Source organism: Roseivirga spongicola (assembly GCF_001592965.1).
GTDB lineage: Bacteria > Bacteroidota > Bacteroidia > Cytophagales > Cyclobacteriaceae > Roseivirga > Roseivirga spongicola.
This window is the reverse complement of the sequence record NZ_LRPC01000003.1, coordinates 27,188-49,506: the sequence shown is the minus strand read 5'-3', so window position 1 is coordinate 49,506 and position 22,319 is coordinate 27,188. Positions and strand designations below refer to the sequence as shown.

Genomic DNA, 22,319 nt, shown 5'->3' with positions numbered 1-22,319 from the left:
TTATTGTTTTTTTATTGTTTTATAATTGCTTTTAAAAAAATCATTCCCTAGCTTCAAACACTTTCAAATCCGGAAAAAGAAAGAAGGAAGTTCATCCTGCCACATGGCTAACGAACAAAAGACATCCACAATACCGATTATCTGAATTGCAATTCTCTCAATCCCTATTGTGTTGTTGCCGCTCATTTGAGTAAACAAAGGGGATTGCCGAAAACCCTGAAAGAGAGTAGGTAAATTCAAATAAGATAATCATGAAAAAAATATCTTTAACATTAATGATTACGGCTTTAGCTATAATGGGTTTAACACCGTTTGAAACAAAAGCGGATATAGAAAGAGGTAACACATTGGCTAGGTCTGAAAACGCCATTTGCGAAAGTGGGGCTTCCTTCATCTGTTCTGGTGTTGGAAATCTATGTGATGTATCAATTGATGGCCCAGATTGTGAACCAGTAAAACCTCAATAAAATTTAAGTTATGAGAAAAATATCATTATTATTATCCTTATGTATTTGTATGGTTATCCTATCAATAGGGTCGACCAATATTGCCTTAGCTGAACCTGGCAGGGGAGCGCATGAAGTAACTACTGAAACACCCGAGTGTGTGAGTGGACAAAAAATCTATTGTCATGGAGACGGCAATCTATGCTCCTTAACTATTGGATGGGACTGCGTACCTACGCCTGAATAACATCTTGGCCACCTTAAGAAGAGAAATGTACATTTCTCTTCTTAACCTAAAACATATATTAATGAAAAAAATAAATTACGTTCTTATATCTTATCTTCTAATCGTCTTTTCATGCCAAAAAACTGCGGAAAATGAAAGTCTCACTTATGACTGTAAGCTAGAACAGCAATATAAAGAGTTGACAAACTCAATAATTAGATCCATTAAAATAGATAACGACTCTTTAATTGGATTGTACTCTAAAATATCAGTTATCAGCAGTGAAGATGGGGAATTTTTGTATGGTATAAACTTTGGTCTTAACCGCATCGAAAAATTTAATCTCACAAACGAAACTTACATCAAAACGATTTATACCAATACCCCTGTAGAACTAAGACAACTCCCTCTATCCGAGGCAAAGTTTATTAATCAAGATTCAATCATACTTTTTGGATCTGGGGGAAGAATGGTCATTATGAATGAAGCGGAAAAGGTGGTTGACAAATGGGATTTCTCAAAATTAATCTCTCCAAATAGTGACCTTTCTGGAGTAGACCCGCTCAATAATTCGGAAAGCTTCTTTTTTTATAAGAATAAAATCTACGTTAGATCTTTCCCGCCACTAAATTGGGATAAAGACGTTGAGTTCTATGAAAAACCATTCATGTTAGAATTTGATCCGGTTAATCTTAAAGTAACAAAGTTACTCGGTATGTTTCCTGAACTTATGACTGCCGATCCTAACAATTATTTCTACAATGACTACAAATTTTCATGGACTAAATTCAAAAACAACCCAGGTGAATTAATTATATCATATAGAAGAGCTCATTGTCTTCAAATCCTAGACCTCAGTTCCTCCAACAGCACATTTGTGTCGGCAAAATCTAAATTTCTAAATGATTTTGAACTTATTCCTAGGGAATACAACTCCCAAGCAGGAAGAAACATCCTTGTTAGTCAAGGTATTTATCACAACTTGATTTTTGATAGTTATAGAAAATTATATTATCGAATAGTTTCTCACTCACAACCATTAAGGAACTCAACCACTAATCGCATAAATAGTGCCGCGATCAAGCCTTTCTCAATAATCGTATTAGATGATAAATTAAATTATTTAGGAGAATCAACCATCTCTAATTACCAAAACTACAGCTATCTTAATCCAGCAGTTTCTTCAGAAGGAATTGTTTTCCCAGTCTATGACAATGATGAAAACATTGTCTCTTTTGATATTATCAAGATAAATTATGAAGAATAAGTATGCATTTATAATAGTACTGTTGTTAGCGTCTACCCTCGTGCTCACTCAAAGTTGTATAAATAAAAACGAAAGCAATCAATACCCCTTTCTATCGGAGTTTACACGCTATATGAAAGAGGTTCATAATCAAAGTTTAAATGAAGGGGAAATATACTATTTATTGGATCTTCAAAGTTGCGACCCATGTATTGAAAAAAACCTTGCCCTTTTAAATGAAATGTCTAATGAATTAGATTTAAACGTAATCTTCATTAACAATACACGATTCAATATTTGGGATTCTCTAATAGAAAATATAAAGCAGAAATACAGCACTTTCATTGACTTGGGTGGTGAGGCTCATCTATTCGAGATTGGGCTTTCAAAGCCACTTATTATTTATTTTGAAAAAGAGAGTCATACGGACTATATGTCAGTAAGCGACTATGAAATAGATTTAGCTTACTCTTTTATAAAGGAAAACCTTAAAAACTAAAAACAACTATATAATGAAACACTTTAGAAAAAATTTATTAAATCTTATATTATCATCTTTATTAGCGTTTTTTTTTATCTTAACTCCAAACTGGGGTTTTAGTCTCAATGAGTTAGGAAACACTGAGGTAATCTATGAAACCCCTGAGTGTAATAGCGGGGTTAAAACTCGTTGCGAAGGAGCGGGCACTCTTTGTGACTACGCCACAGCTGGCTGCTTACCTGAACCAGATTAAAGAAACTATTCAAATTTCAATTTTCCTTGTTAGTTCCCACTAGTCTCTGATCTCACTGAAGTCGGTAGGCGTCATAAAAATTGAGCCTTAAACAAACTGGATACAGACTTTTAGATGCCTGATATTTTGACCAAGTTAGGTAATTGTAGAAATACCTAACTTGGTCAAAATAGTAAAATCGGGCCCTGTAAACCCTTTTGAAGGTATCTATCTTGGACTTGAAGAAATGGTCGACAGCCGCTTGGGCAATATTTAGAGTAAGTTTTACCCTCTTTTATTTCCAAAAGTAAATACAGTTGGAAAGACATCGTGTCCGACTATTGGCTCACCCCCTTAACGCCATTAGGGGTGTAGAAAGGCTGACCGAGAGCTATTGAGATGTTTCTTCCATTTAGCTTTCCTAAGTTGTCTTTTGCCTCTTTTTGTTTATTGTAATGCCTAGAGGTTATTTGTTTTATAGATTTTCGATAAGTTCAATGATGTAAATATGAGCTTACACTTTAGTACTTGTCGTTCCAAGACTAACAAAGGCTTGAAGAAATTCCCTTATTACCGTTTAGCCAATTCAACTAAAACTTTCTTTCTCAATAGTTTCTAATTCATAAAATTTGAAACTATTTTTAGCATAATGAGAAACACAATACTAGCAGCACTTTTTATTGTAACACTCTTAGGCTGCAAACAAGAAAAAGAAAAAATTGAGGAGCCCGATGTAGAATCTTTACGCGCTCAGGTAAAACCCACCGAAGTACTTACGGCAAAGGCAATCTACTCTACTTTCGAGTTTAGAGTAAATGCTTCTGGCACTATGGAGTCGGCTAAAGAGCTAAAAGTAACTTTTGAAGGCTCTGGCTACCTAGAGAAACTGTATGTAAAGAATGGTCAAATGGTTAAAGCAGGTGAGCCATTGGCCGAACTGCAGAACGACAATGAAGAATTTGCCATAGAAAAAGCCAAGCTGGCCTATGAAAGCGCAAAGGTAACTTTTCAGAATGACTCTATAGGTTACTCTACCCTTTCTCCTGCTGCCAAAAATAACTTAGAGCTAAAATCTGGTCTAAGAAGCGCTACCGTTAGTCTAAAAGAGGCCCAAATGAATCTGAAAAAGACTTTGGTTAAAGCCCCAATAACAGGTCGTATTGCCGAACTAGAAGAAAAACAGGGCAACATAATTTCTGCCGGAAAAGAGCTTTGTGTAATCTACACACCTAATCAGCTAGTACTTACTGCCAAAATTATTGAATCTGACTATGGGAGGATCGAGATTGGGCAAAAAGCAGATGTTTTCCCTCTAGCTATTAAAGATCGATCTTTCGAAGCCACTCTTATAGAAATTAACCCTAAGGTAGATGAAGGGGGAATGATTACTGTAAAGCTTCAACTTAACGCTACGGAAGGGCTGCTTCCAGGAATGACTGCAAATGCCGTAATCCGATCGCCACAGTCTGAGAACATTTTGGTGCCAAGAGAAGCCATTGTAATGAAGTCTGGAAAGCCAGTGGTCTTTACATATGAGGATGGAATTGCCAAATGGAATTATGTTGAAACAGGACTAGACAACGGTGTAGAGGTAGAGATTACCTCTGGTTTAAATGATGGTTCAGAAGTGATCATCACCAACAACATTCAATTGGCTCATGAAGCTCAGGTAAGTAGAACAAGCGTGATGGGAGCTACTAATTAAGCATCATGGTAAAGTTTCTGATTAACAGACCCATTGCCGTCTTCCTTTCATTTGTAGGCATTCTTTTTTTCTCCGCTTTAGCTATTAAGGAGCTACCAGTGTCTCTTCTTCCTGGTATTGAAGTTCCTTCTGTAGCCATCAAGGTAGACTATCCTAATAATCCTGCCCGGATCATTGAGAATAGTGTATTGAACCCTATCAGGTCCGAACTTAACTCACTGAACAACCTAAAGTCTATTGAAAGCACAGCGGGTAGTGAAACAGGTATAGTAAAGTTGCAGTTCAACTATGGCACTCGAATGGACTTGGCCTATGTAGAGATCAACGAAAAAATTGATAGGCTGACCGAATCGCTTCCTAGAGACATGGATAGGCCAAGGATTATCAGAATCAACACTTCCGATATTCCCATCATCAGACTACAGCTCCTGCCTAAAAATCAGGCCGACTTTATTGAAGTTTCTGAGCTAGCCGAAAAAGTACTTAAGAAAAGAATAGAGCAACTCCCAGGAATCTCCATTGTAGACATCAATGGTTTCCGCGATCAATATATTTCTATTAATCCAAACAGAGAGAAACTACAGGCACTTCAGCTCAGTGAGGGTCAGATAGACCAAGTACTTAAGAGTGCCAATCAAGAGCTAGGCCAGCTTTCTGTTAAGGACGGCCAATATCGGTACTATGTTAGAATGGCCAACCGACTAGACGATTTAGATGAAATTCGCAACCTGCCTTTAATCACACGAGATGGAAACGTTATAGCTCTGCAGAGTGTAGCCGACATTAGCTACCAACAAGAAAAGGTACAGAGTTACCACCTCTTTGGAGAAACCGAAGGCTTAGTAATTACAGTGCACAAGCAAAACAGTGCAAAAATGACAGAGCTGGTGCCAATGGTTTACGAAGCAGTAGAACTCTTTAAAGAAGATTACCCTAAAGTAGATTTTGAGCTTACACAAGATCAAAGTAGTCTACTCAACGCAGGTATAGACAACCTTAGAACTAGCCTCATATATGGAGGAATTTTCGCATTTGCTGTGCTCTTCCTTTTTATGGGCAATGTAAGAATGCCTATTATCATGGGAATTACGCTCCCAGTTTCTCTGATTATCAGCTTCCTTCTCTTTTATGCTGTAGGTCTTAGCATCAATATTATCTCTCTAAGTGGCTTAGCTCTTGGCCTAGGAATGCTGATTGATAATGCAATTATTGTAATAGACAACATCACAAGAAAGCGAAAAGATGGGTTGGGCATCATTGAGGCTTGTATTCAAGGGGTTAACGAAGTGATGGCTCCGCTGATCAGCTCTATGTTAACTACTCTAGCGGTATTCGTTCCTCTAGTTTTTCTTAATGGACTTTCTGGAGCCTTATTCTACGACCAAGCTGTTTCAGTAGCCATTATATTAGGCACTTCGCTAATGGTAGCCTTTGTGCTTTTACCATTGCTTTACAGAATTTTCTTTCAGAATGTTAAAAAGGAGATCAAGGAAGATAGTCTCGTTTTCAAAACCATTCTTAGCGCCTACAAAGGTTTTTATAAGCTGCTTTGGAAGTTTAGGGCCATAAGTTTCGTTATTCTCTTACTGTTAATTCCGTTGACCTATGTGACCATTAACCAAATTGAGAAAGCTGGACTACCGGACATCGAAAAGACTGAAACACTCCTCTCAATAGTTTGGAATGAACCCATAGCTGCTGAAGCTAGTAAAGACCGCATTAGAAACTTGTTGAATGAACTGAATACGGAAGCTGAAAGTGAGTCAGACATTGGGCTAAAGCAGTTTATCCTTTCTGTAGATGAAGGGAGTGTGGAGAATGCCGAAATCTATTTTAAGTTCAATTCCAAAACAGACAAAAGCGCTACCGAAAAATGGCTTTTGAGTTATTTCGAAAAGAGACACCCAAATGCGAATATTAATATTGAAGATGCACCAAATGCCTTCGATCAGATTTTCACTACTGAGGGAAGCTTCTTTTCAGCCAAATGGAAAACACTAGGTAACAATGAATTACTCACCTCTGCCGATTATCAGGAGTTAAGCAATGAGGTTAAAGCAATCAGCTCAACCCCTCCACTACAGGGCAAAGGCTTTATTTATGAAGATGCTCTAGAAGCATCTATCGATAGTGAGAAGCTATCGGTATATGGGATTTCGGAAGGGCAATTTAAATCGGCACTCAGCAAGGCACTAGATGGCTATTTGGTTACCGAAATCAGAAGATTTGGAGAGGTTACTCCTGTACGAATTCAGCGACCAGAAGCCGACTTAAGGCAACAGCTAGAAAGAGTTACTGTAATGGGCAAACAGAATCAAGAATATGCCCTAAGTAACTTTGTTACCATTAGCTTCTCTTCTAATGAAAAGAACATTACTGCCGATAGATCTAGTGTTTATCAATCTATGGAATGGGAAGAGCTAAGCAGTGAAGACATTGAAGCTCTTACAGTAGAACTCCCCAAAGTGGCATCAGCTAGAGGACTAACGGTAGATTTTGATGGCACTTACTTTGAAGACAAAGAGAACTTGAGCCAGATGGCGTTTATCTTGATGATTTCAGTGGCATTACTCTACTTTATTCTGGCCGCACAATTTGAGTCATTGATTCAACCATTAATCGTAATCTTCACTCTGCCTTTGGGTATTTTAGGAGCACTCATTGTGTTGCAACTCACTGGAGGAACACTGAACGTAATGTCGGCCATAGGTATCATTGTGATGTTGGGAATTATGGTAAACGATGCCATCCTAAAAATTGACACAATTAATAGGTTTGCAGCTAAAATCAGCCCTACAACTTCAGCAGATTATAAAACTCAATTGGCTGCGGCCATTGCTAAAACTGGAGAAATTAGATTAAAACCTATTCTGATGACTTCAATCACTACCATTCTGGCACTTTTGCCCGTAGTTTTCTCCTCAGGTTTAGGCGCAGACTTACAGAGACCTTTGGTTTATGCAGTTATTGGAGGCTTAACCATCGGTACCTTCACCGCACTCTACTTTGTACCGTTGGCCTATTGGTTTGTAAGTAAGAAGAAATAAAGACTAGTAACGTAATCAGCACTTTAAGGGCTGACTGACTTAACGAGATATACCTTTGACAAACTTTGGTAATTAGCTGCACCAAAGAATCAAGTTCTGCTAAAAATCGGCAGTAGAAGTTTGTCAAGGGTTAAGTAATAGATGTAAACACTAGTTTAAAAGACCAAGACAATGAAACTCAAAGCCTTCATATTAATATCAAGCGTCTTGATATTTACTTCCTCTTCAGTCCAAAACGACACCTACTCTCTTCCTGTCGACCCAATAGCCGACCTTTACAGCTTTATGGTTCAACCTATTTCTGAAAATGATGAAGAGAAGCTCGCTATGTTCAGCTATAATGAAAATGCAATGCTCATCTATGATCTGGAAGAGCAGGAGATAGAAAGGAAAATCAAATATGACCATCAGGGACCGAATGCCTTGAAAAACATGAAAATTTATGGTGGTCTTAGCTATATCAATACTGATTCCATCATCTACTTCGACTCACAATTGGATCTGGCCTATTTATCTGACGATAAAGGAAACGTATATAAAAGGCTGACGGTAGACGGTGGTAATGTTGGCTTCGGCTCTATGGGAATCGGACAGTCCTTAGCCTACAGAAAAGGGCATATATATGTACAAGCATGGCCAGTAAGAATTGGTGCAAATGAAATGAAAAATGCAGATGACTACCCCAATCATTTCGGAAAGATCAGTCTAAAAGATGGTAGTGTTGAAAGACTTCTGTTTGACTTCCCACCTGAGTATAAAGACAAAGACTATTCTCAAATGCTAAAGAGCGCTAACATCATATACAACCAAAAAATTGACAAGTTCATTATCAACTTCCCATCGTCCCATTCAATCTACGTCACCGACTTTAATGGCTACACAAAAGCCTATAAGGCCGAAAGCAGCATAGTGAATAATACTGAAGAAAAAAGCACCCATAAGGCTAAGGTTGGAGCCTCCTCACTCGATTCGTTTGCAACTTGGCTTAGTGATCAGTACGAAAAACTAATTTTCGACCCTAAATCTGGTTACTATTTCAGAATCGCTAGAAAGGGAATTACTGAAAGGGCTTACAATGCTCGTGACTTTGCTACAGAAAAAGAGGTGATTGTTTTAGATGAAAATTTCAACCACGTAAAAACGCTCAAGCACCACGGGGGCTCATTGCTTTACTACTTCTTTAAAGGAGATCAAATATTTTGGAATAAGGATATGCTAATACATAATGTTGAAGCTGGTAACGAAGATATTATTTACTTCGATCAGGTAAAATTTAAATAGCACTACTTTAAAGCAGTCAGTCCTTTGCGGGCTGACTGCCTTCATACTAATAACCTTTGACAAACTTTAGTCACTTGTTTCTCCAAAGGTTCAAGTTCTGCTAGGTATTGGCAGGAGAAGTTTGTCAAAGGTTGGATTACAGCGCTACCACTCACCACTATCTTTAAACTTCACCTTCACCAAAGCAGGGTTTTCAGATCGGCTAAGTTGATCTAGATTAGGCAATTTATAATTCAGTTCTTCAGAAAGCTGGAGCAAGTCTTCCGGAAGCATTGACACGAGCCACTTATCTCCTTCCCAGCCTAAGTCAGTGATTGTAGTACTAAAGTGAGAGTCCTTTCGCAGGTCAACTCTTTCTGACTTTCCTGTTGTTCTATCGATAATGAAATAATCATAGTGCGAATAGCCCACTACTGTCCACACATAAGCATATTTTTCTGACAGGCTCATGTCTGTTTCCCATGCTTTGTTTGAACTCACTAGCTTGTCTTCACTAAAAACTTCTTCATTCTCCCAGTACCAATCTTCTCCAAAGTCGAAGTGAATGAATGGTTTAAACTGACCTTGCTTGTAATAGTAAACCGAATCACTGTACATGTGGGTCAGTAAAACGCCATCACTGTAAGAAAACATGGAAGGAGCAGGATTCATATCTATGTTATCCGAAGCTTCATCAGTTTTTAAAAACTTCTCAGTCAACTCCATTTCACTGTTAAGTACACCGAACTTGTACATCAGTGAATCCTCAATGATGGTGTAGTTGAATTCAACTAAATACTCGTCTTTATAGCCAATCACGTGACCAACTTCGAATGGTAGTTTTTTAGAGTCTAGGAATTCACCTTCAATCCTATATTTAAATACTATAGATCTCTGTCTTTCATAAATAAATAGTTCATCGTCTTGAATCCAAATACTATTGATAGCTTGATACTCTCCCGGCCCTTGTCCCAACTGACGAAAAGTTCTAAGGTATTTTCCTTCGCTATCGAAGAACACAACCTCCTCATCACTCTTATTGATTACCAGATATTCGTTCCGATGCTTTAAAACTCTTGAAGCGGAAGTCAGCAGTGAGTTATCCGTTTCTTGCAGGGTAACCACTTCAATTGATTCAATAATAGAACTGAAACTCTTTCTTTCAGCATCAATAGAAAGTTGATAGGACTGGAAAGTTTCTAGGTTCTGAGAGTGAACACCCTCTTCATTTTTTGTTCCTGAACAACTAGCTAAAAGAAATACAACTAAGCTCAACCGTAGAGCTCCCGATAGATAGAATGTCTTGGCCGGAATGACCTTTATCAAACTTAAGCAGCCAAAGCTGTAAAAGCGACAGGCATAATCTGCCATTAGAGACATAAGTTTATCAAAGTTTAACCTTACCATTCTGAACTCTCCTTAAACTTAATCTTAACCAAAGCGGGATTTTCTGAAGACTCTATGCTTTCTAAAGAGGCGCCTCCTCGATATTCTATCTGAGATGAAGTTAACGAGCCTACCAAATCGCTGATACGGTCTGAGTCTACGCTATATACAAGTTTTCCATCCTCAAATTCCAAAGGTCTAAAGGCATTGCTATAGGCATCCTTAAGAGTGATAGATTCGCCAGACTTGAGATCTATCAGAACAGAATGCATATCACCTCCCAATTTGTAAGAGGAAAAAATCAACCTACCAGAGATTACTGGTGAAACAGAGCTCACCTTGTCTCTTTGCCTTACAACCTGAGCATAGTCACCAGAACTTTTAATTTCTTCAACCCCTTTCCAAGCCCAATTATCTGCAAAATCGAAAGAAATGTAAGGTTCAAATTGCCCATCTCTTTGAATGTAAACTGTATCATTATTCACGTAGTGATGAATCAACTCATCTTCGGCCATTCTAATATCCGGATAACCCCATGAGATGTATATTAGCTTAGTATGGGCATAGGGTATTTGCATGTCTTCAACCTCTCCATTTTGGTCAAGGATTAAAGCATAGTACTTATTTTCACCGTCAATTGGCCTTATGGTTGAGAGATAGAAGCTACCGTCCCTTGATATAATTGAACCAACTGCCCCATGTGCGATTCTTGTTGAGCTCTTGAAATTCCCCTCAATATCATACTCTTGCACTCTTCCGTTCGGAGAGTCATAGATGAATACACTCTCCCCTTCAACCCAAAACGATAAAATGAAAGAGTATTCTTTTGGGCCGTTCCCGACTTTACTGAAAGAGCTTAAGAACTCCCCTTCATGAGTATATTGAGTTACACTATTAGTGTTGACATTCCGAAGAACAAGCTTGTCCCCCACCTTTTCATATTCCATTACATCTCCCAGAAGAGAGTTAGGCGTTTCTTCAAGTTGAATGATCTCTACAGACTCAATAAAATCAGCCAGATTTTGCCTAGGAGCGTCAATATCTATGGGAATGGAGGCAAAACCATCTTTGAAGACAATCCCGGAGCTATCACCGTTACTACAGGAAGTGGCTATTAAAAAACACAGAATGAGCAAAGCTAAGGTATTGTGAGTTGATCTTTGAATCATTCCCTTAATAAACTAAAATAATAGTTTAACTTAAAAGAAATGACCAAAAACAAAGCAGCCAGCCCTTATAGAGCTGGCTGCTTTGCCTAGGTTTACCTTTGACAAACTTAAGTCTCGAACAATTCAGAAGTCAATCACTCCATCAAATGCTGGAAGCAGAAGCTTGTCAAAGGTTGGTCGGATTAAATATTATATCACCCCAAGCTCTTTACCTACCTCGGTAAAGGCAGCAATGGCTTTGTCTAAGTGATGCTTCTCATGACCTGCTGATACCTGAACTCTGATTCTAGCCTGACCTTTCGGTACTACTGGGTAGAAGAATCCGATTACATAGATTCCCTTCTCTAAAAGTGCATCGGCCATTTTCTGAGCCAAAGGTGCTTCATAAAGCATTACAGGTACAATAGCATGTTCTCCTGGCTTAATATCGAAGCCAGCTTTAGTCATAGCCTCTCTGAAGTACTTGGTGTTTTCTTCTAGCTTGTCTCTCAACTCAGTAGTCTCAGACAGCATATCGAATACTGCGATAGAAGCACCTACAATTGATGGTGCTAAAGTATTTGAGAATAGATATGGTCTAGATCTCTGACGAAGCAACTCAATGATTTCCTTCTTACCAGAAGTAAATCCTCCACTAGCTCCACCAAGGGCTTTACCTAAAGTTCCGGTAATGATGTCCATTCTGTCCATGCAACCACAATGCTCATGCACTCCTCTACCTGTTTTACCCATAAAACCAGTTGAGTGGCACTCATCGCTCATTACCAAGGCGCTGTACTTATCGGCCAGATCACAGATTTTATCTAACTGAGCAATAGTTCCGTCCATTGAGAACACTCCGTCAGTTACAATAATGATGTTCTTAGCACCTTGCTCTCTGGCATCTTGCAGTTGCTTCTCCAAATCAGCCATGTCATTATGCTGATAACGGAATCTCATAGCCTTACAAAGTCTAACACCATCAATGATAGAAGCATGATTCAATGCATCAGAAACAATTGCGTCTTCTGGGCCTAAAAGTGGTTCAAATACACCACCATTCGCATCGAATGCTGCTGCATAAAGAATGGTATCTTCTGTACCTAGGAACTCAGAAATCTTACGTTCCAATTCTTTGTGAATATCTTGAGTACCGCAAATAAATCTAACGGAAGACATTCCAAAGCCATGTGTATCAATAGCCTTCTTTGCTGCTTCAACCACCTTAGGGTGAGAAGAAAGGCCTAAGTAGTTATTCGCGCAAAAGTTGATTACTTCTTTACCCTCAGCAGTTTTAATATCTGCTCCTTGAGGAGTTGTAATCACTCTTTCTTTCTTGAAAAGACCAGCTTCTTTGATAGATTCCAACTCAGCTTCTAGCTTCGGCTTCAGCGTATCGTACATATTAATTCGTTTTAGGTTTTACAATTCTTGGTTTCGCCATGGGCTTTTTCTTCACTGCTACAGCTTCTTCTTCCTTTAAAGGGTAAGCCCTTCTAATCTTATTAATTAGAAAAAGTTTTTGTGCAGTAAAACTGTTGGGATTCACCTGATCGAAAAGCTTCTTCAATTCCATAAACCTTTCCATTTCTTTAGAGGCAAATGCCTTAGGATCAATTTTTTTCTGCTTAAGCCAGGTTTTGAAATCAGGATACTCCATGGTTGAACAAATATAAGCAGCAGAATTCAATCGCCTTTGGTAACGCAAACGTTTTACATGTACAACCTATTAATTAATATTGCAGCCAAAATAGAATGAGGATGGATAAAGTATTAGTAATAGGTGCAAGCGGCCAATTAGGCTCAGAATTAACCTTGGGTTTAGCAGAATTATTTGGAGAAAACAATGTGGTGGCTTCCGATATCTCCTCTCCTAGTCCATCCATCAAACATTTAGCATTTGAGCAATTAGATGTAATGAATGCCAAGCAGCTTGGTGAAATAGTAGACAAGCATGGCATTACTCAGATTTATCATTTAGCGGCAATTCTTTCCGCCAAAGGCGAAGAAAACCCACAGTGGGCTTGGAATTTGAATATGACTAGCTTACTCAATGTACTCGATCTTGCTAAAGAAAAAGGCCTTAAGAAAATCTACTGGCCAAGTTCAATCGCTGTTTTCGGACCTACTACTCCTGTAGATATGACACCGCAAGACACGGTAATGGCTCCTACCACCATTTACGGTATTAGCAAACAAGCTGGAGAAAGATGGTGCGAGTATTACTTCCAAAAATATGGAGTTGATGTACGATCTATCAGATACCCTGGTTTGATTGGATATAAATCTTTACCTGGCGGAGGAACAACAGATTATGCTGTAGATATTTACCATAAGGCGTTAGCTGGCGAAGATTTTTCATGCTTTTTAAAGGAAGATACTTCCCTGCCGATGATGTATATGCCTGATGCAATTAAAGCTACTTTAAACCTGATGGAAGCTCCAGCGGAATCAGTTAAAGTAAGATCTAGCTATAATGTAGCTGGCTTCTCATTCACGCCTGTTGAATTAGCTAACTCTATCAGAAAATTTCATCCAGATTTTCAAATTACCTATGCTCCAGATTTCAGACAGAAAATTGCAGACTCTTGGCCTAACAGCATAGATGACTCTGCTGCAAGAGAAGACTGGGGCTGGAAACCCGACTATTCTATCGATGAAATGTCTGCAGACATTTTGGAGAACCTTCCAAAGTATTTCGACATCGTTAAAAAGTAGACTTCCAACCTTTTACCTACCTGTTAGGTCTAATTGGTTATGAGGAAGCTATTCTATTTATGTCTGGGGTTAATTTGTCTATTCTCTTGTGAGAAAGAGACTACCCCTGGCACCACAGAGCGATACTTTTATATTAATTCGGAAATCGCCCCTCCCTCGGAGGATGTTGGAATGTATGTAAACTGGACCACAGGAGATAAAACTGTGTTTAGGTTCATATATACGCACCCAGAAGAGAAGAATATTGCTGATGATGAGCTCTCAGAAACCTTTTGGATTGAAATCCCTTCGGATGTAACAGCATTTTCAGGGAATCAGCAGGCCGATTCCGATATAGAAGTCTATTACACTCGCTCCTGTTATTGCTATTTCGAAGCCTTTGAATTCGAAGAGTTCAATGTTTCAGGAACCAAAAAGAACAATGGAACTTGGGACGTGTCCTTTTCCATGAAGGCAAAGTCTCCTTCATACAATGAGGTCTATGAATTGGAAGATTCAGGCACTTACTTCCTGAGTCAGATGAATTAGAAAAGCCCCTGCACCAACGTCATTCCCAACTTGATTGGGAATCTCCCGAAGTTAACCTACTAACTCAGAGAAATTCCTACTTCCTTTGGAATAACATAGCACAGAGGCTACTTAAAATCTCTTTTACTTATTCTCCTTGGCTTAAAGAGTAACCTCTTTCACCATCGAAGTGATACAAGTGCTCAGTTTTGATGAAATCGAAACCTGTAGCTTCAACCTTATTCAAAAGCTCAATCACATCACCATTCTGAAGAACCTCACCCTCAGGGTTAGTAAATCTACATCTCCAGTGGTCAGTTTTGAATGTCTCAGGCATTCCATTTGGATAAACCAACACACCTCTGTTCGAGATCAACTTCAACTTCAGTTTGTCTGTAGAAGCTTCGTTCAATAGCTTATCACCAATTTCATTAGCATCTCTGCTCTCGCCTCTCCAATCGATGAAAACATCTACACCAACCAAGTCTTTTTTCTTGGCAGGCTTCTCTTTAACATCGATACTGATTTTTACATTCTCTTCGTACTGAACTGGTTTCAGTTTAGATGGCTTCTGGCCTAATCTTTCGATTATAGCATCAGCAAATTCTTTAGTTCCCACCTTCTCAACACTTCTCTGAGCTCGGTAAATGTCTCCAGTATGAATACCATCTTCCAAAGTCTTCAACCAAGCATTCTGAATAAGCTCAGCTTTATCGGCTTTGCCTAGTTGTACCAACATCATGCAGGCGCCATTTAATAGACCAGAAGGGTTGGCCATGTTTTTACCGGCAATATCTGGAGCAGAACCGTGAATTGCTTCAAACATTGCGTGGTTCATACCAATATTAGCAGAACCAGCCATTCCTACAGAACCAGCCACCTCAGCCGCAATATCAGAAATTACGTCTCCATAAAGGTTAAGCGTAACCACGACATCTAACGACTCAGGACGAGCAGCAACAACTGCAGATCCGATATCGATAATCCAGTGATCAGCCTCAATATCTGGATACTCTTTAGCAATTTCATTAAACACTTTGTGGAACATTCCATCAGAGTGCTTCATAATGTTATCCTTTGTCATACAAGTAACCTTCTTACGATTGTAAGCTTTGGCATACTCAAAGGCATATCTAACAATCTTCTCAGAACCTGGCTCAGAAATAAGCTTTAAGGTCTGTACAACTTCGCTAGTTTGTTGGTGCTCAATACCTGCGTAAAGATCTTCCTCATTTTCTCTTACAATAACCACATCCATGTTAGGGAAGTTAGACGGCACGTAAGGAGGGTAAGATCTAAAAGGTCTTACATTAGAAAAAAGACCCAATGACTTTCTAATGGTCACGTTTAAGCTTTTGTAACCTCCACCCTGAGGTGTTGTAATTGGAGCTTTTAGAAAAACAGGGTTGTTTCGAAGAGTTTCCCAAGACTCAGGGCTAATACCAGACTTGTGTCCAGATTTATAAACCTTCTCACCAATTTCAATTACATCGTAGGCTAGTCCTACTTCAGCTGCATCCATAATTCTAATGGTAGCATCCATAATTTCAGGACCAATACCATCACCATAGGCAACTGTAATTCTCTCTGTTTTACTCATTTTTTAGGGGGTTCTATTTTCGGCCACAAAGGTAATCACCAATGTCTGATTAAAGAATTCTAACTCAGAATAATATGAATTGTTGCTCCAAATTTTATGCAGACGGAATCAATATTTCACTTTGCCAAAAGCGACCACTATATTTGAGCCCTCACTGAATAAGACGAAATGGAATACAATAACATTTTAGTAGAGAACAAAGAAGGCATAGTTCATCTGACAGTTAATAGACCAGATAAACTCAATGCACTGAATATTCAAACTCTCGATGAAATTAAAACTGCTTTTGAAGAAATCTATGACGATACTTCAGTTAAAGGAGTAATTATTACTGGCGCTGGCGAAAAAGCCTTTGTAGCCGGAGCAGACATTTCTGAAATAGCTGAACTCTCTGAAGTTAACGCCAGAAAATTTGCCGAAAGCGGCCAAGAGATATTCTCTGCCATAGAAAATTGCCACAAACCTGTTATTGCATTAGTAAATGGTTTTGCGCTTGGTGGTGGCTGCGAATTGGCCATGGCTTGCCATATGAGAGTAGCCACTGCAACTGCTCGCTTTGGCCAGCCAGAGGTTAACCTAGGAATAATCCCTGGTTATGGTGGCACCCAAAGGCTTACTCAATTAGTAGGCAAAGCAAAGTCTCTTGAGCTTTGTATGACTGGTGATATGATTGGTGCAGAAGAAGCCAAAACTTTAGGCTTAGTAAACCACGTAGAGGTAGATACTGACTCTGCCTTGGCTAAGTGCGAAGAAATTCTAAAGAAAATCGGAAGCAAGGCTCCAATAGCCATTGGTTTAGTTATTGATTGCGTAAATGCCGTTTATAACGAACAAGAAAATGGTTATCAGACAGAAGCTAACAGCTTTGCAGCCTGTACAAAAACTACCGACTTTGCTGAAGGCACAAAAGCATTCTTAGAAAAAAGAAAAGCAGAGTTTAAAGGCGAATAATATAACCTTCGCGAAAACTTACGTTTATTAGCTATAATATTTGGGCTGCCACATGGCAGCCCAATAACTTTAAATCAAACCATAGCTTTAGGCTCTATTTACCCAATGAGTCAAATCAAAAAACTAGCAGGTCAGACAGCCTACTATGGCATTAGCAGTATTCTTGGCAGAGTACTCAACTTTTTATTGCTGCCCATATGGACTGATAGACTAGATGAAGCCGAATACGGCAGTGTTAGCTACTTGTATACCTACATAGCCATCATGCTGATTATTTATACATTCGGTATGGAAACGGCTTTTTTTAGGTTTTCAAGAAAAGAAAGTGCTAAAGATGCTTTTAACAATGCTGGCACAGCAGTGCTACTGGTTTCCACCCTTCTTTCTGGCTTCATTTTCTTTACTGCACCCAATATTGCTGGGCTTTTAGGCGAAGGAATCGCTCCACAGTACATTCAATACATGGCCATTATTCTCTTTATAGATGCCATTGTAGCCATTCCATTTGCCAAACTGAGGCTAGAAGAAAAAGCTTTAAAATTTGCTCTGGTGAAGTCTGGAGTTATAACGGTTACCATACTACTAAACCTACTTTTCATTATTGTTTTCCCAGATATTCTGGCAGGCAAATACCTCTCTTCTTTAGAGGGGTTTGTCGAAAGTTTTTATAAGCCAGCTTATGGAGTTGGGTATATCTTTATGGTGAACCTGATTGCCAATGCGCTTTACTTACCGTTTCTATGGCCTGAATTCAGAAGCTTAAAGCTTAAAATTCATTGGCCTACGTTTAAGCCAATGTTCCTTTACGCATTCCCTATTTTCTTAATGGGGTTAGGCGGCATATTCAATGAACAAGGCTATAACATCATTATGGAAGCTATTTTAGGCAAGGCTGAATTAGGCGTTTTTGCCAGTGCAGTTAAGCTAAGTGTCATTATGATGCTCGGCATTCAAGCTTTCCGATATGCAGTAGAGCCATTCTTTTTCAACCATTCGGAAAACAGAGAAGCACCTGCCCTTTTTGCGCGAATCATGCACTACTTCGTTGTATTCAACATTTTCGTAATGGTGGCTGTTGCTCTGAATATGAACCTATTGAGCGATTTATTCCTTCAACAAGAGGAGTATAAAGGCGCTTTATATGTACTTCCGCTTCTTCTTTTAGCCAAACTCTTTTACGGCATCTATGTAAACCTGAGTGTATGGTTTAAAATTAAAGACAAAACCATTTATGGTACCTATTACGCCTTAGCCGGAACAGTTATCACACTGATAGGCAACATATTACTTATTCCAATCCTAGGGTTTTATGGTTCAACTATTACTTCGTTACTGTGCTATATAGTGATGTGTAGCCTGTGCTATTTCAAGGGTAAAAAGGAATTTCCAGTTCCTTATAAATTAAAACCACTCATAATTTACCTGTTACTCGGTTTGGCCATTATTTATGGTGAAGGACTAATAGAGATTGCTAATCGCTGGCTTTCGTATGGTTTCGACTTGCTTGTTACTGCAATTTTTGCTGTATTTATGTATTTCAGAGAAGGTAAGTCGTTGACGTATAAAACCATTAGCAACAAAAGCTAAGGCCTAAAAATGATATATTAAACCAATCTGCTTGATCAATCGTTGCGTGTATTAATTGTGAAGTTGAAGCTCCCTTTTTACTTATTTTTCTCATCCCTCCTTCTGGCGGGATTGAACACCTTAGCTCAAGGCTTTGAAGGAAAAATAAAAGAAGAAGCCACAAGGTATGAGCAGTCCAATGCAGAATTCATGATGATTGAAGCCGAGAAATTCTTCTTACTAGAAGATTTTGAAAGGGCTTTAGCATACTTAGATAAGTCTATAGAAGTAGACAAAAAAAACCACGCAGCCTATTTTAAAAAGGCCGAAATCTACTTAGGTCAGAATAAACCAAAAGAAGGTTTAGAAGCCATCAAGGAGGCCATCAATATAAGAAGCAACATTAAATACTATTACGTATTGGGGGCTCAGCTGGCCAAGGCCAATAGAGATATGCAAGAAGCTTCACGGTTCTATCAACTGATGACCGAAAATACAACGGATTATAAGCCATATTTGGTTGAGCTAGCAACAACCTTTCAAGCCACAGGCAAACAGAAAGATGCTATTATCGCTTTTGAAAGCACGGAAAATCTTACGCTAGACCAAAGCATGAAGCTAGTGGAGATGTACGTTCAAGAATCTAAAAAAAGAAAAGCGATAGAGTTAATGGAAAGGCTGATAATTCAGCACCCTTCCGATTCAGATTTAAAATATCAATACGCTAATCTGTTAAATACACTAGGAGAAACAGAGCTAGCCATTGCAAGCCTTGAAGCAGAGCCAAACAAAACCGCAGAAATGCGAATACTTCTCTCAAACCTATACGAGGGCAAAGGCGAGTCTTCAGCTAAATACGATCTTCTGATAGAGTCTTTTGGCGATCCTGAAGCCTCTTTAACTGATAAAACCTTGCTCCTAGGGCAGCTTATTCTAGAAAACAGCACTGACTTACCCATCGACCTGATCGATAGTCTTCAAACCAGTCTGGAAAATCAATACCCTAATGAGGCACTAGCTGTAGAGAATGGAACCTATGTTTATACCAAGTTGGCTGAAATTGCCTTAGGCAATCAGAGAGACTTATTTCAAGTAAAAGCCATCAACAGATATAAGCAACTGAAGGAATTAAAACCGGGCGACTTTAAAGTTTGGGACAAGGTGCTTTCTTATGAGTACAACACAGGAGACTGGCAGGCCTTAAGTGCAGATGCAGACGAAGCTCTAATGCTTTATCCTAATCAGGCTATCTTTTACATTTATCTGGCCAGCGCAAAAATAAACCTTAATGAGCCAGACGAAGCCGAAGATCTCCTGAACCAAGCATCTCGAATGACTCGCTCTAATGAATTACTCACTAGTCAAATTCTTGGAAAACGAGCTGAGATAGCTGAAATGAATGATCAAATTCAGCAAGCCTCTCAATTGTACCAACAAGCATTAAAGCTTAACCAAATTCACCCAGAAACTAGTATAAGCTATGGTAAGTTCATGGCTACTCATAATGTGATCACAGAAAGTACCGAGACCATTAGTAATAGATTTACCGTAGGAGAAAAAGATTTAAAAGACGTATACCAAAGGGCCTTAGCTTTATATTCTTCCGATAAGCCAGCTGAGGCACTCGTTTTACTATTAAGTAATATTCATACATTTGAGGATAATAAAGATGGCGCTGCTATGGAACTCTATGGCGATATCTACAAACAGCTTAAGTTGACCGATATCGCCCTGAAATATTGGGTTAAAGCAAAAGAATTTGGTGGCGCTTCAGACAAAATAGATCAAAAAATTGCTAGCGAAAAAAACGACTAAAAGAGCATCTATCTTAGTTTTCACTCTAATGATCTTGCTCATTACTGGTTGCAACAAACGCTTCTTAGGTTTTAAGTTCTCCCCGAGAGAGGTTTTAACCATAGAAGAAGTTAAATACGATTACATCTCTACTCGCTCCAAAATCAAATACAAAAACGGAGAAGAAAAGACCAAAGCTACCGCCAACATTAGAATCAAAAAAGACAGCCTAATATGGTTTACTTTAAGCAATGGAGTTGGAATTGAAGGAGTTAGGGGAAAGATAACACAAGACTCCGTAATTGTTATGGATAGAATCCATAGACAATATGCTGCATACAGCTTCCAAGAACTCAACCAACGATTTCAGTTCGAGTTTAACTACGCTATATTCCAAGCCATCATTATTGGAGACATGCCAATCCCCATTACCAAAAATGATGATATAGTTGAAAAGAATAACAATTTCTACGTAACCCAACGCGTGAGCGACCTAAGGGTAAGCAGCATGGTAAGCTCTAAAAATAGAAGGCTAGAGAACCTTTTCGCCACAACTTTAAGAAACGACAACACACTAGAATTGAAGTATGGAGAGTTTAAACCTTTAGAAGAAAAGCCTTTTGCATATAAGGCCTTAATGGTACTCACTTACTTTCAAGAAGGTAAAAAAGAAGAAGCAGAAATAGACATTGAGCACAACAGAGTTAAAATTGAAGAAGAATCGCTTAGCTTCCCATTTAGCATTCCAGACAGGTATGACAAGGTCAAATAGTTTCTTTCTGGTATTCATCTTTTGTTTGGCTACACTCTTTGTTGCGCCTAATTCTTTTGCCCAAAGTGAAAGAGCTAAGCTAGAAAAGCAGAAAGCAGACATTATTAGAAAAATTAAAGAAAACGAAAAGATTCTAAGCCAAACGGCAGCTCAAAGAAACACTTCGTTAGGTAGGTTGAAAGCGCTAAACAATCAGATATCTTCTCGCTCTTCTCTTATTACAGCCATTAACTCAGAAGTAAACATTCTTAACGAAGAAATTGCAGAAAACCAAAGCATTGTAGATGCAATGGAACGAGACCTAAATGCGCTGAAACAAGAGTATGCTCAAATGATATATGCTACTCAAAAAACTAGTTCAGGCTTCAATCAACTTACTTTCATCTTTGCTGCTAGCACATTCAATCAACTCTTTATGCGCATGAAGTACATAAAGCAGTATGGTGAAGCAAGGCAAAAACAGGTGAAGCAAATAGAAATCGTTCAGCAAAACCTAACCGATCAGATACTAGAAATAGAAAAGCAGAAAGAGAACAAGCAAGCTTTGTTAAATGATGAGCTTACCGAAAACCAAAAACTACAAGGTTTACAGCTCGAGCAAAGAAGACTAGTAACACAACTGGAGCAGGAAGAAAAGCGAATTCGCCAAGAACTTGATAAACAACGGGAGTCTGAACGCGAGCTTACTAACCGAATTGAGGCCATAATTGAGGCCGAAAGAAAGGCTGCCGCTGCGGCTAATATTGACATGACAGCCCTAACCTCGGCCTTTGAAAAGGAAAGAGGAAAACTACCATGGCCTGTTGACGAAGGCTTTGTTTCTTCAAAGTATGGACTCCATGCTCACCCAACACTTAAAAGAGTTCAGATTAACAACAAAGGGATTGATATTCAGACGGGAAGCAATGCAGTGGTCAAAACGGTTTTCCCAGGAAAGGTAAGTGCAATTATGTCTATTCAAGGACAAGGAATTACAGTACTTATTCAACATGGAGAATATTTTACTTCGTACTCTAAACTAAAAGCAGTAACGGTTCAAAAGGGACAAGATGTCCGTCCTGGCGATGTTCTTGGTCAAGTATTAACCAATTCCGATAACGTTTCTGAAATGAAGTTTAGAATTTACGGAAAGAAAGGGGCGGTAAACCCTGAAACCTGGCTACAATCAAAAACCAACTAACCTTAAGTTGTCAAACCGCCACTTGAGTAAAAAACTAAGCGCAGAAAACATACA

The 22,319-nt window shown here is 38.9% G+C and carries 18 protein-coding genes; 13 read left to right on the top strand and 5 right to left on the bottom strand.

What is annotated here, in order from left to right; translation table 11 throughout:
* Positions 1-251: 251 nt before the first annotated feature.
* From AWW68_RS07320 to AWW68_RS07295, 6 genes are all read left to right on the top strand, one after another.
* Positions 252-467, top strand: a complete 216-nt coding sequence (locus tag AWW68_RS07320; protein ID WP_157717561.1) for a hypothetical protein — start codon at positions 252-254, stop codon at positions 465-467.
* A 287-nt stretch (positions 468-754) separates the two neighbouring features.
* Positions 755-1,939 carry a DUF4221 family protein gene (locus AWW68_RS07315; RefSeq protein ID WP_068218782.1) on the top strand — a complete coding sequence of 395 codons (1,185 nt, stop codon included), beginning with the start codon at positions 755-757 and terminating at the stop codon, positions 1,937-1,939.
* The gene (locus AWW68_RS07310; protein WP_068218778.1) at positions 1,929-2,417 is read left to right on the top strand and encodes a hypothetical protein; all 489 of its coding nucleotides are present in this window, start codon (positions 1,929-1,931) and stop codon (positions 2,415-2,417) included. The genes AWW68_RS07315 and AWW68_RS07310 overlap by 11 nt, the downstream gene beginning before the upstream one ends.
* A gap of 863 nt (positions 2,418-3,280) precedes the next feature.
* Positions 3,281-4,336 carry an efflux RND transporter periplasmic adaptor subunit gene (locus AWW68_RS07305; RefSeq protein ID WP_068218776.1) on the top strand — a complete coding sequence of 352 codons (1,056 nt, stop codon included), beginning with the start codon at positions 3,281-3,283 and terminating at the stop codon, positions 4,334-4,336.
* 5 nt (positions 4,337-4,341) lie between these two features.
* Positions 4,342-7,383, top strand: a complete 3,042-nt coding sequence (locus AWW68_RS07300; protein ID WP_068218773.1) for an efflux RND transporter permease subunit — start codon at positions 4,342-4,344, stop codon at positions 7,381-7,383.
* 171 nt (positions 7,384-7,554) lie between these two features.
* Positions 7,555-8,664, top strand: a complete 1,110-nt coding sequence (locus AWW68_RS07295; protein ID WP_084375615.1) for a DUF4221 family protein — start codon at positions 7,555-7,557, stop codon at positions 8,662-8,664.
* A 144-nt stretch (positions 8,665-8,808) separates the two neighbouring features.
* On the opposite strand, the gene AWW68_RS07290 is transcribed toward AWW68_RS07295, so the two are convergent.
* The 4 genes from AWW68_RS07290 to AWW68_RS07275 all read right to left on the bottom strand — a co-directional run bounded on the left by AWW68_RS07290 (position 8,809) and on the right by AWW68_RS07275 (position 12,837).
* Complete coding sequence (locus AWW68_RS07290; RefSeq protein ID WP_068218768.1) at positions 8,809-10,050, bottom strand: 6-bladed beta-propeller; 1,242 nt, start codon at positions 10,048-10,050, stop codon at positions 8,809-8,811.
* Positions 10,044-11,198 carry a 6-bladed beta-propeller gene (locus tag AWW68_RS07285; RefSeq protein WP_068218764.1) on the bottom strand — a complete coding sequence of 385 codons (1,155 nt, stop codon included), beginning with the start codon at positions 11,196-11,198 and terminating at the stop codon, positions 10,044-10,046. The genes AWW68_RS07290 and AWW68_RS07285 overlap by 7 nt, the downstream gene beginning before the upstream one ends.
* A 189-nt stretch (positions 11,199-11,387) precedes the next feature.
* Complete coding sequence (kbl, locus tag AWW68_RS07280) at positions 11,388-12,581, bottom strand: glycine C-acetyltransferase (protein WP_068218761.1); 1,194 nt, start codon at positions 12,579-12,581, stop codon at positions 11,388-11,390.
* A gap of 1 nt (position 12,582) precedes the next feature.
* The gene (locus AWW68_RS07275) at positions 12,583-12,837 is read right to left on the bottom strand and encodes a hypothetical protein (protein ID WP_185101231.1); all 255 of its coding nucleotides are present in this window, start codon (positions 12,835-12,837) and stop codon (positions 12,583-12,585) included.
* A gap of 101 nt (positions 12,838-12,938) precedes the next feature.
* Here AWW68_RS07275 and AWW68_RS07270 point away from each other — a divergent pair, with 101 nt between their 5' ends.
* Both AWW68_RS07270 and AWW68_RS07265 read left to right on the top strand, forming a co-directional pair.
* Positions 12,939-13,895: an NAD-dependent epimerase/dehydratase family protein gene (locus AWW68_RS07270; protein WP_068218758.1), complete on the top strand. Its 957-nt coding sequence runs from the start codon at positions 12,939-12,941 to the stop codon at positions 13,893-13,895.
* 39 nt (positions 13,896-13,934) lie between these two features.
* Positions 13,935-14,423 (top strand): hypothetical protein, encoded by a 489-nt coding sequence (locus tag AWW68_RS07265; RefSeq protein ID WP_157717560.1) that lies wholly within the window; start codon positions 13,935-13,937, stop codon positions 14,421-14,423.
* A 127-nt stretch (positions 14,424-14,550) separates the two neighbouring features.
* Here the strand turns inward: AWW68_RS07265 and AWW68_RS07260 are convergent, their stop codons facing one another.
* Positions 14,551-16,002 (bottom strand): NADP-dependent isocitrate dehydrogenase, encoded by a 1,452-nt coding sequence (locus AWW68_RS07260; RefSeq protein ID WP_068218750.1) that lies wholly within the window; start codon positions 16,000-16,002, stop codon positions 14,551-14,553.
* A gap of 168 nt (positions 16,003-16,170) precedes the next feature.
* On the opposite strand from AWW68_RS07260, the gene AWW68_RS07255 reads away from it, so the two are divergent.
* The 5 genes from AWW68_RS07255 (at position 16,171) to AWW68_RS07235 (ending at position 22,265) form a co-directional block, all read left to right on the top strand.
* Positions 16,171-16,953, top strand: a complete 783-nt coding sequence (locus AWW68_RS07255) for an enoyl-CoA hydratase/isomerase family protein (protein WP_068218747.1) — start codon at positions 16,171-16,173, stop codon at positions 16,951-16,953.
* 105 nt (positions 16,954-17,058) lie between these two features.
* A complete protein-coding gene (locus AWW68_RS07250; RefSeq protein WP_068218743.1) occupies positions 17,059-18,540 on the top strand; it encodes an oligosaccharide flippase family protein in 1,482 nt (493 codons plus the stop codon).
* Between the two features lie 57 nt (positions 18,541-18,597).
* Complete coding sequence (locus tag AWW68_RS07245) at positions 18,598-20,334, top strand: tetratricopeptide repeat protein (RefSeq protein ID WP_157717559.1); 1,737 nt, start codon at positions 18,598-18,600, stop codon at positions 20,332-20,334.
* 28 nt (positions 20,335-20,362) lie between these two features.
* Positions 20,363-21,085 (top strand): DUF4292 domain-containing protein, encoded by a 723-nt coding sequence (locus tag AWW68_RS07240; RefSeq protein ID WP_157717558.1) that lies wholly within the window; start codon positions 20,363-20,365, stop codon positions 21,083-21,085.
* Positions 21,024-22,265 (top strand): murein hydrolase activator EnvC family protein, encoded by a 1,242-nt coding sequence (locus tag AWW68_RS07235; protein WP_221405975.1) that lies wholly within the window; start codon positions 21,024-21,026, stop codon positions 22,263-22,265. Before AWW68_RS07240 ends, AWW68_RS07235 begins: the two co-directional genes overlap by 62 nt.
* Positions 22,266-22,319 lie beyond the last annotated feature (54 nt).